This window comes from Blastococcus sp. SYSU DS0828 (assembly GCF_054050975.1).
This window is the reverse complement of the sequence record NZ_JBJHAK010000017.1, coordinates 21,637-36,696: the sequence shown is the minus strand read 5'-3', so window position 1 is coordinate 36,696 and position 15,060 is coordinate 21,637. Positions and strand designations below refer to the sequence as shown.

Sequence of the window (15,060 nt, the reverse complement as noted above, 5' to 3'; positions counted from 1 at the left end):
GCGGTGGACGTCCTGCTCGCCGAGGCGGCCGGGCAGTCCTGGGACCGGTTGGGCGACCTGGGGGTGGCCTTCCTCCTCTCGGCGCTCATCGGGTTCGAGCGGGAGCTGCGGCAGAAGGCGGCCGGGCTGCGGACGCTGACCATCGTCGGGTTCGCCGCGGCGCTGTTCATGGTGATCAGCCGGGCTGAGTTCGGCGACTCGCGCGTCGCCGCGCAGGTGGTCTCCGGGCTGGGGTTCATCGGCGGCGGCCTGATCTTCGTCCGGCGCGACGCCGTCCGCGGGCTCACCACCGCGGCCGTCGTCTGGCTGACCGCGGCCGTCGGCATGGCCGCCGGCGCGGGGCTGTGGCTGTACGCCGTCGTCGCGACCGCCGGCCACCTCCTGGTGGCCTACGCCTTCACCCCGCTGGCCCGCCGCTTGTCGGGGCGGGCAGCGCACTCCTACTCCCTGGTGCTGACCTACCGGGACGGCGAGGGCGTGCTGCGCCGGGCCCTGGCCGAGTGCACGCAGCAGGGCTTCACCGTGCGTCACCTCGACACGGCGGTCGAGGCCGAGCGGCGGGGCGGCGCCGGCCCGCAGGCCACGGTGCGGATGACGATGGAGGGGGCGGGGTCGGTCACCGCGCTCGCCGCCCGGCTGGCCGACCTCGAGGGGGTGCTGGCGGTGTCGGCCGGGCACCAGGACGAGGACCGCGACTGACCGCCGGCGCGCACGGGCCGGCCGCGGGTGGGGGGCGTCACTCCGGCCTGCGGGAATCGCGTCGTGATCTCCGCTGCTACGGTAAGTGCACCGGCACAAGGCCGGTCATCCTCCCGGACGGTTTGTCCGGGCACGAGCGCATCCGTGCAGATCCAGCGTTCCATCCCTGGGCGCAGACGATCGCCAAGTGAGGACGCCGGTACGTCACGGTGCTCCTCCTCTTTCACGGGACGCGCTCCGAGCAGTATCGGAGCCCCACCCCGCATGACTTTGGTCCACCCTGCCGCGTTCGAGTCGTCCACGACCGAGAACGCTGTCGAGAACACCACCGAGAACACCATCGTGAACACCACCGGCAACACGGCCGAGGACGCCGCGGCGGAGACCGTCGCCGAGACCCCGGCCGGCCCCACCTTCGGTCAGCTGGGTCTGCCCCAGCAGCTGGTGACCGCGCTCGAGCGGCGCGGCATCCACCGCCCGTTCGCCATTCAGACCTCGGCCCTGCCGGACGCCCTCGCCGGGCGTGACGTGCTGGGCAAGGCCGCCACCGGCTCGGGCAAGACGCTCGCGTTCGGGCTGCCGCTGCTCGCCCGCATCGGCGCCGAGGTCAAGAACGGTCGTCGGGCCCCGCGCGGGCTGGTCCTCGTGCCCACCCGCGAGCTCGCCCAGCAGGTGCACGACAACCTGGCGCCGCTGGGCCAGGCGACCGGCGTGCAGCTGGCCACCGTCTACGGCGGCGCACCCATGTACCGCCAGATCCAGCAGCTGCGCCGCGGCGTGGACGTCATCATCGCCACGCCGGGCCGGCTGCAGGACCTGATCAGCCAGGGCGAGGCCACCCTCGCCGAGGTGGTCGTCACGGTGCTGGACGAGGCCGACTTCATGGCCGACCTGGGCTTCCTCCCGGTCGTCAAGGAGCTGCTCGACCAGACCGACCGGAACGCCCAGCGGCTGCTGTTCTCGGCCACGCTGGACGGCGAGGTCGACTCCCTGGTCCGCCGCTACCTCAAGGACCCGGCCCGGCACGAGGTCAAGCGGGCCGGCGACGACGCCCCGCCGGCGGAGCACCTCGCCTTCAGCCTCGCCTTCCGCGACAAGCTGCAGGTGGCCACGGAGCTGGCTGCTCGCCCCGGCCGCACGATCATCTTCGCCCGCACCCAGCTGGGCGTGGACCGGCTGGCCGAGAACCTGAAGGCCGCCGGGATCAAGGCCGAGGCCATCCACGGCGGGCTGCCGCAGTCGGCGCGCAAGCGTGCGCTCGAGGAGTTCACCGACGCCCGCTCGCCGGTGCTGGTGGCCACGGACGTCGCCGCGCGCGGCATCCACGTCGACGATGTCTCGCTGGTCCTGCACTACGACCCGCCGACGGACGCGAAGACCTACCTGCACCGCTCGGGCCGGACGGCCCGCGCCGGCGCCGCGGGTGTGGTCGTCTCGCTGCTCCTCCCCGACCAGGTGGGACAGGCCAAGCGCCGGTTCCGCACCGCGAAGGTGGACCCGCCCCTGGACCGCACGCGGCCCGGTGACCGGCCGATCCTCGAGCTGGTCGCCTCCGGCATCCCCGTGGAGCCCAAGGAGCGCACCCAGCGCGACATGCGCCGCGGTGGCGGTGGCCCCGGCGGCCGTCCGCGTCGCGAGGGCGACCGCCCCGGCGGTTCCCGTGGTGGCCCCCGTCGCTCGTACGGCGACCGCAACCGCTCCGGTGGCGGCGACCGCCGCTTCGGCGGCGAGCGCTCGGGCCGTCCTCCGCGCCAGGGCTGAACGAGGACCCCGTCCCCCTCACCGCTCGCGGTGAGCCTCCGGACGGGGGCGACGACGGCGGCCCGTCCCGGTTTCCCGGGGCGGGCCGCCGTCGTCTCAGTCGCGGAAGACCAGGGCGCCGCTCACGGCGGTGACGACCTCGTCCCAGGCGGGGCGCAGCTGCCCGGCCTCGGCCGCGTCCAGGGGCTCGTCGGGCTGCCGGTCGGCGCGGGCCACCGCCCGGCCCAGCGGGGAGGTGGGGGCGAGCAGTTCGTCGACCCGGGTGAGCCGGGCGTACTCGGCGAGGTCCCGCACCCCTTCGGCCGGCTGCACGAGCGCCCGGTGGGGGACCAGGCCGGCGGCGCCGTCGGCGACCTCGGCCAGCACCTCCGAGACCTCGGTGAGGTCGTAGCGGTCCTGCTCGGCGGGCAGCGGCAGCGTGTCCGTGTCGGCGACCTCGGGCCAGGTGGCGATCTCGACGAGGTCGTGCTGCTCGTTGCCGGCGCAGAAGCGGGCCAGGTCGGCCGGGGTGTCGAAGACGAACACCTCTCCGTCGCGGCCGAGGAAGCGGGCGACGTCCTCGACGTAGCAACGCAGGGTCACCCCGGCGCCCTCGGGGACCACGATCTCGACCGGCAGGATGCCGACCGCCTCCCAGAACTCGGCGGCGGCGGCGACCGCGGCGGGGGAGGCGGTGACCCGGCTCCCGCGTGCGATGGTGCTCACGCCCGGCCGGCCGGCCACCGAGGTGGCGGTCGCACCGGCGGGCGCGCCGGCGGCCGTCTCCGCCTGCTCGGGCAGGTCCTCGTCGGCGAGGGCGCCGAGCTGGTCGTCCGCGGACTCGGCGGCCGAGGGGTACTCCTCGATCGTGGCGGTGCCCCCGCCGGTCCAGTCGAAGTGGTCCGAGAGCTCCTCGACGACGTCCTCCCACAGCTCGTCGAAGACCGTGCCGACGCCGATCCACGCGTCTTCGCCGGAACGCCCGGCGAAGGCCTCCACGCCGAGCCCGAGAGAGCCGATCTCCGGCTTGGCGGCGAGCTCGGCGACGGCCTCGAACTGCTCCTCGTCGTCGTCCTCGGTGGTGTCCAGGCACTCGGCGAGCCGGCTGACGATGTCGACGGTCGCGGCGAGCTCCTCCACCGCCCACCGGTCGGGGTCCTCGGCGGCGACGTCGTACACCCCGTCGAGGTCGTACCGGTGGTCCTCGTCCGGGGTGAGGTCCGCTGCGTCCAGACCGGCGACGACCGGCCACACCGGGTGGTCGGCCAGGTCGTGGTCGGTGCGGGTGCGGCAGAAGGCGGCGAGCTTCTCCGGCGACGGGAAGAGGTGCACCGTGGCGCGCCCGCCCGCGCCGTCACCCTCGGTCGTGCCGAGGAACGCCTGCCACTCCTCGCCGTCCTCCTCCCACGGCGGAGCCCACAGGGTGTATCCGGTGCGGTCGTCGAGGGTCAGTGCGATGGGGACGATGCTGGGCCTGGCCACCGCACCATCCTGCCTTGTCGGCTCGGAGTTGCACCTCCGGGCCGCGCGGCGGGACCCCGAGGTTGATCATGTGGCCGGCGCGGCCGTGGATCGCCTCCTGCGCCCTGCTCAGATCCCCATCGGGTGCCACACCGTCTTGGTCTCGAGGAACGGGGTGATCCGGGACAGCCCGGGGTCGACGGTCCAGTCCGGCTCGGTGGCCGGCGGGCGGACGACGCGCTTGATCGTGCCGGCGGCCTCGCGCTCGAGCTCCATCGCGCGGTCGGCCGGAGCGCCGGTGAGGTCGATGGCGTCGACGTCGGCGTGCTCGGCCAGCCACGGGCCCAGCTCCCCGGCGTCGCCGGTGAGCAGGTTGACCACCCCGCCGGGTACGTCGCTGGTGGCGAGCACCTCGCCCAGGGTGACGGCCGGGATCGGCCGCTCCTTGGAGGTGACGACGACGGCGGTGCTGCCGGTCGCGAGCACCGGGGCGAGAACGCTCACCAGTCCGAGCAGCGACGACTGCTGGGGCGCGAGGACGGCGACCACACCGGTGGGCTCGGGCAGGCTGAAGTCGAAGTACGGCCCGGCGACGGGGTTCGCGCTGCCGAGGACGGCGGCCAGCTTGTCGGTCCAGCCGGCGTACCAGACCCAGCGGTCGATGGCGGCGTCGACGGCGGCCCGCGCCTTGGACGCCGACAGGCCCTCGGCCGCGCCGACCTCCTCGCAGAACTGGACGTGCCGGCCCTCCATCACCTCGGCCACCCGGTAGAGGACCTGGCCGCGGTTGTAGGCGGTCGCGCCCGACCACTTCGCGAAGGCGCCGCGGGCGGCGACGACGGCGTCGCGGGCGTCCTTGCGGCTCGCCCACGCGACGTTGGCGAGGAAGAGGCCCCTGGCGTCGGTGACCTCGTAGGTGCGGCCGGACTCCGAGCGCGGGAAGGCGCCGCCCACGTACAGCTTGTAGGTCTTGCGGACGGCGAGACGATCGCTGCTCACTGCTCGGCACCCTTCAGGTATGCGGCCAGACCGTGCCGGCCGCCCTCCCGCCCGTAGCCCGACTGCTTGTAGCCGCCGAACGGCGACGTCGGGTCGAACTTGTTGAACGTGTTGGCCCACACCACGCCGGCGCGCAGCTGGTCGGCGATCTTCAGGATCCGTGACCCCTTCTCGCTCCAGATGCCGGCCGACAGCCCGTAGGTGGAGTTGTTGGCCTTGGCGACCGCCTCGTCCGGCGTCCGGAAGGTGAGCACCGACAGCACGGGGCCGAAGACCTCGTCGCGGGCGATGCGGTGCGCGGGGGAGACGTCGGTGAAGACCGTCGGGGGGAACCAGTAGCCGCGCTCGGGCAGCTCGCAGGCGGGCTGCCAGCGCTGCGCGCCCTCGGCCTCGCCGATGTCCGACAGCTCGCGGATGCGGGCGAGCTGCTCGGCGCTGTTGATCGCGCCGATGTCGGTGTTCTTGTCCAGCGGGTCACCCACCCGCAGCGTGCCGATCCGCCGTTGCAGGCTGGCGATGACCTCGTCGTGGATCGACTCCTGCACCAGCAGCCGGGAGCCCGCGCAGCAGACGTGGCCCTGGTTGAAGAAGATGCCCTGCACGATGCCCTCGACGGCCTGGTCGATCGGGGCGTCGTCGAAGACGATGTTCGCCGCCTTGCCGCCGAGCTCCAGCGTCAGCTTCTTGCGGGTGCCGGCGACCGCGCGGGCGATCTGCCGGCCGACGTCGGTGGACCCGGTGAAAGCCACCTTGTCGACGTCGTCGTGCTCGACGACCGCGCGGCCGGTGTCGCCGGCGCCGGTCACGATGTTCACCACGCCCGGCGGCAGGTCGGCCTGGCGGCAGACCTCGGCGAACAGCAGCGCGGTGAGCGGGGTGGTCTCGGCGGGCTTGAGGACGACGGTGTTGCCGGTCGCGAGCGCCGGGGCGACCTTCCACGCGAGCATCAGCAGCGGGAAGTTCCACGGGATGACCTGGCCGGCGACGCCCAGCGGCTTCGGTCCCGGCCCGAGGCCCGCCCAGTCCAGCTTGTCGGCCCAGCCCGCGTGGTAGAAGAAGTGCGCCGCGGCCAGCGGGACGTCGACGTCGCGGGACTCCCGGATCGGCTTGCCGTTGTCCAGCGACTCGAGGACGGCGAACTCGCGGGCGCGCTCCTGCAGCAGCCGGGCGATGCGGAACAGGTACTTGCCGCGGTCGGCGGGGCGCATCGGACCCCAGGTCCTCTCGAACGCCTTCCGGGCGGCGCGCACCGCGCGGTCGACGTCGGCGGTGGTGCCGGTGGCGACCTCGGCGAGCACCTCCTCGGTGGCCGGGTTCACCGTCTTCAGCGGCTCGCCGGAGCCGTCGACGAACTCGCCGTCGACGAACAGGCCGTACGAGGGGGCGATGGTGACGATCGACCGCGACTCGGGCGCGGGGGCGTACTCGAAAACGCTGGTCATCGCTGTCAGTCCACCGTGACGTAGTCGGGGCCGGAGTAGTGGCCGGTGCGCAGCTTCTGCCGCTGCAGCAGGAGGTCGTTGAGCAGGCTGGAGGCGCCGAAGCGGAACCAGTCGGGGTCCAGCCAGTCGGGGCCCACGGTCTCGTTGATCAGCACGAGGTGCTTGATCGCGTCCTTCGTCGTCCGGATGCCGCCGGCGGGCTTGAAGCCGACCTGCCGGCCGGTGGCGAGGCGGAAGTCGCGGACCGCTTCCAGCATCACCAGGGCGACGGGCAGTGTGGCGGCAGGGCTCACCTTGCCGGTGGAGGTCTTGATGAAGTCGCCGCCGGCGAGCATGGCGATCCAGCTCGCGCGCCGGACGTTGTCCAGCGTCATCAGCTCGCCGGTCTCGAGGATGACCTTGAGGTGTGCGTCCCCGCAGGCCTCCTTCACCGCGACGATCTCCTCGTAGACGTCGAGGTAGCGGCCGGCCAGGAACGCGCCGCGGTCGATGACCATGTCGATCTCGTCGGCGCCGTTCGACACGGCGTCCCGGACGTCGGCCAGCTTCACCGCACGGCTCGCGCGGCCGCTGGGGAAGGCGGTGGCGACGGCGGCCACGTGGATCCCGGTGCCGGCCAGCACCTCCCGCGCGACGCCGGCGAGGTCGCCGTAGACGCAGACGGCGGCGACCTGCGGCGTCGTCGGGTCCGACGGGTCGGGCTGCTTGGCCTTGGCGGCCAGGCTGCGCACCTTGCCGGGGGTGTCGGCGCCCTCGAGCGTGGTCAGGTCGACCATCGAGATGGCGGTGTCGATCGCCCACGCCTTCGAGGTGGTCTTGATCGACCGGGTGCCCAGCTGCGCGACGCGCGCCTCGGCGCCCACCTGGTCGACGCCGGGCAGGCCGTGCAGGAAGGCGCGGAAGGCCGAGTCGGAGCGGGTCACGTCGTCGTACGGCGGCGACGGCGCGTGCACCGCGGGGGTCGCCCCGGGCAGCGCGTCGGGGTCGAGCACGTGGGTCATGCCGGCCATTCTCCCCTGCCGGGGGACCGGTCCCCGAACGCGCTCACCCGCAGGGGCGGTCCTGACCCGCAGCCGAGCTCGTGACGTTCCCGCGGGAACGCGCTCGGCCCCCTCGGACCCGGGTGGCGGACCCCCCGGTCGGGCGTTCCCGCGGGAACGTCCCCCTTGCTGGGGGTGGCGCCCCGTCCGTCGGGCGCTCCCGCGCGGGAACGTGCCTGCTGGGCCGGAGATGTCACCCCCCGCTCCTACGCTTCGATCACACGTCCGAAGGAGGCGTCGTGGTGGAGAAGTCCGTGCCGGAACTGGCACGCGAGATCGCGTCCGGCGCGGTGCGGCTGGCCGCCGCCACCGCCGCGTGGCTGCGGCTCGTGGCCGAGTTCGATCGGCGGGAGGGCTGGCGCGCGGTCGGGATCCTGTCGTGCGCCCACTGGCTGGCCTGGCAGTGCGGCATGGCCCCGGGCACGGCCCGGGAGCACGTCCGGGTCGCCCGGGGTCTCGGTGCGCTGCCGCTGATCTCCGCCGCCTTCGCCGAGGGGCGGTTGTCCTACTCCAAGGTCCGGGCGTTGACCCGCGTCGCGGAGCCCGACACCGAGCGGGAGCTGCTGGAGACGGCGCTCGAGGCCACGGCCTCGCAGGTGGAACGCCTGGTCCGCTCGTGGCGGCGGGCGGACCGCGCCGACGAGGGGACCATCGCACTGAAGCGGCAGTTCCAGCACTGGTGGGACGACGACGGCATGCTCGTCGTACGGATGCGCCTTGCGCCCGAGGAAGGTGCGGACTTCCTCGCGGCGGTCGACTCGCTGGCCGAACGCGAAGCCCGTCGGGACCGCGCCGCGGCGAAGCGGGCAGCCGCGGAGCGGGAAGCGGGCGTGGCCGGAGGCCTGGAGCGGGACGAGGACCTGGAACGGGAGGAGATCGCGTGCGCCCGGGAGCGGACGGGGGCCCGGCGCTGCACGGCGGTCGCCCGGCTCGCCGGAGCCGCCCACCACGCCGACCGGCGGCCGGGTGACCCACCCCGGCGCGAGGTCGTGGTGCACGTCGACGCCGCCGTCCTCGCCGACGACGCTGCCGCCGGGCAGGCCTACCTCGATGGCGGCCCGGCGCTGCACGCGACCGAGGTCCGGCGGATGCTCTGCGAGGCGACCGTCGTGACCATGCTGGAGTGCGGGCGGGAGGTCCTCGGCGTGGGCCGCAAGCGCCGGCTGGCCACCCGCGCGCAGCGGCGTGCGCTGCTGCGCCGGGATGGGGGCTGCGCCCGGCCGGGGTGCACCGAGACGCGGATCGAACGGCTGCACGCCCACCACATGCGGCACTGGCTGTTCGGTGGTGGGACGGACCTCGACAACGCTGCACATCGCCAACCCACCTCCTAGAGGACTTCGCCTGCGGCTCGGCCATGTGCACGTGCGGACCGAACTTCGAGGCGAGTTGTCCCCGCGTGTCGCCGCGGGCCGCGCGTGTATGGCGGTACGTTCGCCGCAGTGCCGACGACGATAGGACCCACGATGGCCCGCCAGCCCGAAGACGTCTTCACACCCAAGACGATCGCTAGCCGTGAAATGTTCGAGCGCCGCAACGAGGCGGACCTTGACGGCAACCCTGGTCTTCAGGACAACCTCCGTGACGCCCTCCGCGAGGCGGGAGGTCAGGTAATCCTCTACGGGGACACCGGAGTCGGAAAGTCGTCCCTCCTGCGCTATGCCGCAGAGGATGAGGATCTCGACGCAGTGGTTATCGAATGCCTCTCCTCAAAGTCCTACGAGGACCTGATGGAAGACGCGATCCGCAAGTTGGTTGATGTGAAGGAGATCTCCCGCACGTCAACGAACCGAGTCGGTGCGGAAGCTGAAGGTGAATTCAAAGTCAAGTGGCTAGTCTCCCTTAAGGGCAAGCTGACTGGCGAAAGGGAGAAGGCCCGAGAGTTCGAAGTGGTGCAGGAGACACCATTTGACGCACTTCTCTCCGCAATGCGTGCGTCTAAGACCAGCCTGATCGTCTTCGACAACTTCCAAAACATCTCGGACTCGACGACTCGCCACCTGATCGCTCAAACAATGGAGTTTCTCTCTGACCGCGCCGCCGAGACGGGAGACGTAAAGGCTGTCGTGATCGGCATCGCGGAGGACGCGCCGTCACTCCTAGGCGGCTCGGGATCCTTTCGTCGGCGAGTCACGGAGATTGGCGTCCCGCGAATGCCGGACGATGAGATTCGCGCCATCCTAGTTCGGGGTTTTCACCTCCTGGATGTCACCGTTGGTGACGATGTGCTCGATCGTCTGGTCTTCTTCAGTGACGGGTTCCCGTTCTTTGCACACTTGCTCGGATTACATCTCTCGCGATGGGCGCGTCGGCAGTCCGATCACGTCGTTAGTCGGGCCGACATCGACAAGGCGCTGAAGCGGGCCATCAGTTCGGTGGATCGCTCATACGCTCAGCGAGTCGAGAAGGCCTTCGAGGCTGGTGGTGAGATTCAGCCGCGCAAGAGTCTGCTGAAGATCTTCGCGCAGTCGGATCGTAGGGAATGGAAGAGTCCCGATGTAATCGCCGCCTGGGAGGCCAACTACGGCGCCCGGGACGCCTACCAGTTCTTGCACGTGGCCTTAGCTGCACTCCTCGATGACGAGCACGGAAAGATCCTTCGTCGCAAGGGGACGAGGAACAAGTACGTCTATCAGTTCGAGGATCCCTACATGAGGCCGTACCTGCGATTGACGCAGGCGGACACCTAGGAACCGGTGCATGTAATCCGGTTGGGCAAGGCGGGTCGGCGGATTGGGTGACCGACGACCGCTTGGCGGTGGGGGTCCGGGGGTGTTCCTTCCCCCGGACCCCCAACTGCCGGGTGCGGTCGCTCCACTTCGCTGACCGCCGCCCGAGGGCGGTGGTCAAGGGTGGCCGCAGGTCACCGCGTAGCGGCGCGGAGCGCCCTTGACGACCGCGTACCCGAGTCGGGACGGGCACGGCGCCGGAGGCGCCCTTGGTACTACTCACGAATAGTTACTCCATCGCAGGTCAGGCGCCTAATAGCCCGGCAACATAAGTTCACGGATGCGGCAAGGTACGTTCACGCCGTGAACCGGTCCCAACGGCGCGCCGCAGAGCGGCGCGCAGCCAAGCTGCGCCCAAAGGTCAGCCCCGCTGTCGTCTCGCCAGCACCGGCGGCGCAGCCGCCGCGTGCGGCGGACGCAGCCCCTGGGGCCGGGTTGTCGGCGGTCAGCGAGGTCGACGTGCTCGTGCGGCTCCGCCGCGCGGCACGTCAACGGGCGGCAGCCGAGCGGGAACTGGTCGACGCCATGCGGCAGGCGCGGGAGGCCGGACTGTCCTTCGCCCGGATCGGCGGCGCAGTGGAGGTGTCGGCTCAGGCCGTGCGTCAGCGGTTGATGCGGGCCTGACGCCAGGGTTGTCGGAGGGGTGCGGCAGACTGGGAGGCGCACGGAGCAGTCGGCGGGCCACCCACTCGGGTCCGGCGGCGGGTAGGACCCCAATCCCCGTGTGCTGGGCCTCTCCCGAGACGAGTGGGCGGCACCCTGCTGATGCCGAAGCAGGAACCACCTGAGCCGATGGCGTAGGCGCCGGGGTCGATCCCCTACTGGATCGATGCCTCGGAGCGCGTCGTGGATTCTCGTTCTGCCCTGTCGCCTGGTGGGCCGCCGTGGCGAAGCTGACCCCTGAGCAGGTCGCGGCCTGGCTGGCGACCTCCTGCGCAGCGCAAGGTGTCCCTGTCAGGGTGACCGACCCGCAGACGCTGGCGACGGTGGCCGCACTGCTGACGCCCGCCGGTGGCGGTCCCCGACCCCGCGCGGAGCGCGGGTAGGGGCCGCCCCGGCGGCGTCACAGCCGCCAGACCGCCCGCACCCGCGACGGGTCCAGCGACCGGGCGCCGGACTGGCCCGGCTCGATCACCGCATGGTCGAGCACCGCTGCAACGATCGCAGCCTGCCGCGACAGGCTCAGGCTGTCCCACTGATCGCGGAGCTGGCCGCCGTTGCCGGGCAGGCCGGTCAGCGCGTCGGTGCGGGTCAGCGTCGCGAGCTGCCGCTGGCGGTCGGCCATGCGGCGCTCGATCGGCTCGCGGGCGGCGCGCCACTCGCGGGCGCTGATCTCCTGCTTGCCGAACATCACCGCCAGCTCGTCGAGCTGGGCCTGGTCGCCGGCCAGGCCGTCGGAGAGCTCGGCGGCGCCGTCGTCGCTGCGCCGGCCGGCCAGCACCTCGCCCAGTTCGGGGCCGTCGAGCCGCTGCAGGACCGCCTCGACCAGCATCGCCTCGAGCGGCTCTGCGACGACAGTGAGGCGGCCGCAGCCGCCGTGGTCGGGGCCCTTGAGGCAGACGTAGCGGCGGGAGTTCTCGCGCGGGGAGGCGTAGAGCTTGCCGCTGCACTTGCCGCAGCGCAGCAGCCCGGACAGCACGTAGCGGCGCGGCGTGCGGCGGCCGGTGGCGACGCGCTCGGCCATGCGGGCCAGCACCCGGTCCCGGTCGGCGGGGTAGATGATCGCGGGCCACTGGGCGGGGCCGACGACCTCGCCCAGGTGCTCGCGCAGCCCGGCGATCCGCCCGGACCGCAGCAGGCCGCGCAGCGTCGGGGATCGCCACTCCCGGCCGGTCACCGTGGACACGCCCTGCTCGGTGAGCCAGGTGCAAAGCGACCGCAGGCTCTCCCCGGCCAGGTAGCGGGCGACCAGCGCCCGGATCACCTCGGCCTCGTCCGGGCGCACGGTCACCCGGTCGGCCTCGTAGCCGAACGGGCGGACGCTGCCGCCGTGCGGGACGCCGGAGGCGGCGTTCTGCTCCCACTTGCGCCGCATCCGGCGGCTCTTGGCCGCTGACTCGTTCGCTGCCACCGCCGCCATGATCCTTCCGATCAGCAGCCCGTCCCCGGTGCCCAGGTCCATGTCCCCGGACACGAACCGCACCTTGCGCACCCCGGCGGCGTCCACCGTGGCGACGAACTGCTCCAACTCCACCGGGCGGCGGGTCAGCCGGTCAACGTGGTAGCAGATCACCGCATCCCGCAGCCCGTCCGCTAGATCGGTGAGCATCTGCTGATAGGCCGGGCGGCGCTTGCCGGAGTAGGCGGACAGGTCGTTGTCCACGTACTCCTGCCCGATGGGCCAGCCCATCTGCTCGGCCAGGCGGCGGCAGTCCTCCAACTGGCGGGTGACGCCCAGGGCCCTGCCCTCGGTGTCGCTGCTGATCCGCGCGTAGACCGCCGCTGCTCTGACCCCTGCCGACATGGGGGCAGATTAGCGAAGCGCCACGAACCTGGTGCTGCTCTGCGACGTCGACCACGGATCGGTGCACGAGCTGGACCTGGTGCTGACCCGGCGCGACGGCCGGTTGGTCGCGCTCGCCCCCGATGGGCGGCGGGTGTGGGGCGCCGCGGACGCCGCCTTCACCCATGGTCTGGCGGGTCTGGCCGGGAGCCCCGAGGTCCCCGCCGAGGCGGCCTTCGTCGGCGTGCAGCCGGTCGACGAGATGGCCGCCCGCCGCCCGGAGCCTCGGCCGTCCCCGCGACCGGCGGCCGGTGCCCCCGGTGCGTCGGCGGACCCGTTGTTCCCGGACGGGAAGCCGCCGCTGCCCGACGCGATGCGCGCGGGGGGCGAGCGCATGGACATGGCCTGGGCCGTGGGTGTCCTGATGGGGAACCGGGACCTGCGGCGTCGCCTGGCCGCCGAGGCCCGTGGCAACCCGTTGGTGGCCGCCTGAGCGCCAGGTCGGAAGGCGCCCCCAGTGACCGGGCGAACGCAGCGCCGGGTGCCGATACGGTGTCCGGCGTGCAGCTCACCGTCGTCGACCACCCGCTCGCCCGTGCCCGCCTCTCCCGGATGCGGGACGAGCGCACGGACAACGCCATGTTCCGCGCCGCCCTGCGCGAGCTCACGCAGATGCTGGTCTACGAGGCCACCCGCGACCTCGCGGTGGCCGAGGAGCCGATCACCACCCCCGTCACCACGACGACCGGCTACCGGCTGGCCGCGCCGCCGCTCATCGTCCCGGTGCTGCGGGCGGGCCTCGGCATGGCCGACACCGCGCACGGGATGCTGCCGGAGTCGCAGATGGGCTTCGTCGGGCTCGCGCGCAACGAGGAGACCTTCCAGCCGGAGGCCTACATGGCCTCGCTGCCGGAGTCGCTCGTCGGCCGCGACGTCTTCGTCCTCGACCCGATGCTGGCCACCGGCGGATCCCTCGTGCACTGCTGCCAGCTGCTCACCGCGCGCGGCACGACCTCGATCACGGTGCTGTGCGCGCTCGCCGCTCCGGACGGCATCCGCCGGCTGGAGGAGAGCGGGCTGCCGCTGCGCGTCTTCACCGCCAGCATCGACGAGGGGCTCAACGACAAGGCCTACATCGTGCCCGGCCTGGGTGACGCCGGCGACCGCCAGTTCGGCGCGGTCTGACCGTGCGCTTCGGAATCCTCGGCACCGGTCACTGGGCGCGTGCCGTGCACGCGACCGCCCTCGCCGGCCACCCGTCGGCCGAGCTGGTGGGCGTGTGGGGCCGCGACCTCGCCAAGGCGAAGGCGCTCGGCGCGGAGTTCGAGGTCCCCGGCCACGGCGACGTCGAGGCGCTGCTGGCCGAGGTCGACGCGGTGGCGATCGCGCTGCCGCCGGACGTGCAGGCGTCGCTCGCGGTGCGCGCGGCGGAGGCGGGCAAGCACCTGCTGCTGGAGAAGCCGATCGCGCTCGACGTGGCAGCGGCCGACCGGGTGGTCGACGCGGTGCGCGCCGCCGGGGTCGCCTCCGTCGTCTTCTTCACCTTCCGCTTCCAGACGGCGACCTCCACCTGGCTCACCCAGGCCGCGCGCACCCGCCTGGCCGGCGGAGCCGGCTCCTGGCTCTCCTCGTTGGCCGGCACCCCCTTCGCGGCCTCGCCGTGGCGGCAGGAGCACGGGGCGCTGTGGGACATCGGCCCGCACGCGCTGTCGGTGCTGGTGCCGGCGCTGGGGCCGGTCGTCGCGGTGCAGGCCGGCCCGGGGCTCCGGGACACCGTCCACCTGGTGCTCACGCACGAGTCGGGGACGGCGTCGACCGTGACGCTCTCGCACACGGTGGCGTCCATGTCGACCGGCATCGAGTTCTTCGTGCACGGGGACGCCGGCCGGCTCGTCCTCCTGCCCGACGTCGAGGCACCGGTGGAGGCGTTCTCCGTCGCCGTCGACGAGCTGACCTCCGCTGCCATCGCCGGCGGGACCCACCCCTGCGACGTGGAGTTCGGCCGGGACGTCGTCGCCGTGCTGGCGACGGCCGCCCGGGCGCTGGACTCCGGCTGCCGCGAAGCCGTCCGCGGATGACCAGCGCCGCACCGGTGCGGCGGTCGTGGACGCCGTTGGACTGGTACCTGCCCACCGGGCGGATCCGGCGGCGGGACTGGTGGCTGCGCTACGTCCTGGTCTTCGCCGTGCTCGGGCTCGTCGCCACCTCGATCGACGCGACCTGGTTCCCGGACAGCTACCCCCGAATCAGCCGCGGCGAGGGGTTCGACCTCCTGTGGCCGTTCCCGGACGAGGGCGGACCGCTGACGGCGATCTCGGCGCTGGTGCTGCTCGTGCCGAACATCGCCGCGATGGTCACGCGACTGCACGACCGGGACCACTCCGCCTGGTGGCTGCTGTGGCACCTGCTGCCGGGCATCGGCTGGCTGGTCCTGCTGGTGACCGTCGGCTTCCTCGGCAGCGAGCCGCGCGTCAACCGCTACGGGCCGCCCCCCGGCTGAGCCGGCC

Annotated in this window: 14 protein-coding genes; 9 read left to right on the top strand and 5 right to left on the bottom strand. The window is 72.8% G+C overall.

The genetic code is table 11. From position 1 onward, the window contains the following. The first annotated feature begins 3 nt into the window (after positions 1-3). Together ACI79Q_RS13995 and ACI79Q_RS13990 are read left to right on the top strand one after the other, a co-directional pair. Positions 4-699 carry an MgtC/SapB family protein gene (locus ACI79Q_RS13995; RefSeq protein ID WP_456590661.1) on the top strand — a complete coding sequence of 232 codons (696 nt, stop codon included), beginning with the start codon at positions 4-6 and terminating at the stop codon, positions 697-699. A 264-nt stretch (positions 700-963) separates the two neighbouring features. Continuing rightward, the gene (locus tag ACI79Q_RS13990; RefSeq protein ID WP_456590660.1) at positions 964-2,460 is read left to right on the top strand and encodes a DEAD/DEAH box helicase; all 1,497 of its coding nucleotides are present in this window, start codon (positions 964-966) and stop codon (positions 2,458-2,460) included. Positions 2,461-2,556: 96 nt separating this feature from the next. On the opposite strand, the gene ACI79Q_RS13985 is transcribed toward ACI79Q_RS13990, so the two are convergent. The 4 genes from ACI79Q_RS13985 to deoC form a co-directional block, all read right to left on the bottom strand. Continuing rightward, positions 2,557-3,921 (bottom strand): hypothetical protein, encoded by a 1,365-nt coding sequence (locus tag ACI79Q_RS13985; protein ID WP_456600301.1) that lies wholly within the window; start codon positions 3,919-3,921, stop codon positions 2,557-2,559. A gap of 108 nt (positions 3,922-4,029) precedes the next feature. Further along, the gene (locus ACI79Q_RS13980) at positions 4,030-4,899 is read right to left on the bottom strand and encodes an aldehyde dehydrogenase family protein (RefSeq protein ID WP_456614875.1); all 870 of its coding nucleotides are present in this window, start codon (positions 4,897-4,899) and stop codon (positions 4,030-4,032) included. Then, entirely contained in the window at positions 4,896-6,341 is a 1,446-nt protein-coding gene (locus tag ACI79Q_RS13975) for an aldehyde dehydrogenase family protein (RefSeq protein ID WP_456590657.1), read from the bottom strand. The genes ACI79Q_RS13980 and ACI79Q_RS13975 overlap by 4 nt, the downstream gene beginning before the upstream one ends. A 5-nt stretch (positions 6,342-6,346) precedes the next feature. Further along, positions 6,347-7,342, bottom strand: coding sequence for a deoxyribose-phosphate aldolase (gene deoC / locus ACI79Q_RS13970; RefSeq protein WP_456590656.1), 996 nt, complete (start codon positions 7,340-7,342; stop codon positions 6,347-6,349). A gap of 278 nt (positions 7,343-7,620) precedes the next feature. On the opposite strand from deoC, the gene ACI79Q_RS13965 reads away from it, so the two are divergent. The 3 genes from ACI79Q_RS13965 (at position 7,621) to ACI79Q_RS13955 (ending at position 10,734) form a co-directional block, all read left to right on the top strand. Then, positions 7,621-8,715 carry a DUF222 domain-containing protein gene (locus ACI79Q_RS13965; RefSeq protein ID WP_456614874.1) on the top strand — a complete coding sequence of 365 codons (1,095 nt, stop codon included), beginning with the start codon at positions 7,621-7,623 and terminating at the stop codon, positions 8,713-8,715. A gap of 108 nt (positions 8,716-8,823) precedes the next feature. Continuing rightward, positions 8,824-10,071: an AAA family ATPase gene (locus ACI79Q_RS13960; RefSeq protein ID WP_456614873.1), complete on the top strand. Its 1,248-nt coding sequence runs from the start codon at positions 8,824-8,826 to the stop codon at positions 10,069-10,071. Positions 10,072-10,413: 342 nt separating this feature from the next. Beyond that, positions 10,414-10,734 (top strand): hypothetical protein, encoded by a 321-nt coding sequence (locus tag ACI79Q_RS13955; protein WP_456614872.1) that lies wholly within the window; start codon positions 10,414-10,416, stop codon positions 10,732-10,734. 439 nt (positions 10,735-11,173) lie between these two features. On the opposite strand, the gene ACI79Q_RS13950 is transcribed toward ACI79Q_RS13955, so the two are convergent. Beyond that, positions 11,174-12,574 (bottom strand): recombinase family protein, encoded by a 1,401-nt coding sequence (locus ACI79Q_RS13950; protein WP_456614871.1) that lies wholly within the window; start codon positions 12,572-12,574, stop codon positions 11,174-11,176. Positions 12,575-12,605: 31 nt separating this feature from the next. Between ACI79Q_RS13950 and ACI79Q_RS13945 the strand changes: the two genes are divergently transcribed. The 4 genes from ACI79Q_RS13945 (at position 12,606) to ACI79Q_RS13930 (ending at position 15,053) form a co-directional block, all read left to right on the top strand. Further along, positions 12,606-13,046 carry a hypothetical protein gene (locus ACI79Q_RS13945; protein WP_456614870.1) on the top strand — a complete coding sequence of 147 codons (441 nt, stop codon included), beginning with the start codon at positions 12,606-12,608 and terminating at the stop codon, positions 13,044-13,046. A gap of 68 nt (positions 13,047-13,114) precedes the next feature. Further along, entirely contained in the window at positions 13,115-13,738 is a 624-nt protein-coding gene (gene upp, locus ACI79Q_RS13940; RefSeq protein ID WP_456590654.1) for a uracil phosphoribosyltransferase, read from the top strand. A gap of 2 nt (positions 13,739-13,740) precedes the next feature. Then, positions 13,741-14,631 (top strand): Gfo/Idh/MocA family protein, encoded by an 891-nt coding sequence (locus tag ACI79Q_RS13935; RefSeq protein WP_456614869.1) that lies wholly within the window; start codon positions 13,741-13,743, stop codon positions 14,629-14,631. Next, entirely contained in the window at positions 14,628-15,053 is a 426-nt protein-coding gene (locus ACI79Q_RS13930; RefSeq protein WP_456614868.1) for a DUF805 domain-containing protein, read from the top strand. Before ACI79Q_RS13935 ends, ACI79Q_RS13930 begins: the two co-directional genes overlap by 4 nt. The last annotated feature ends 7 nt before the right edge of the window (positions 15,054-15,060 follow it).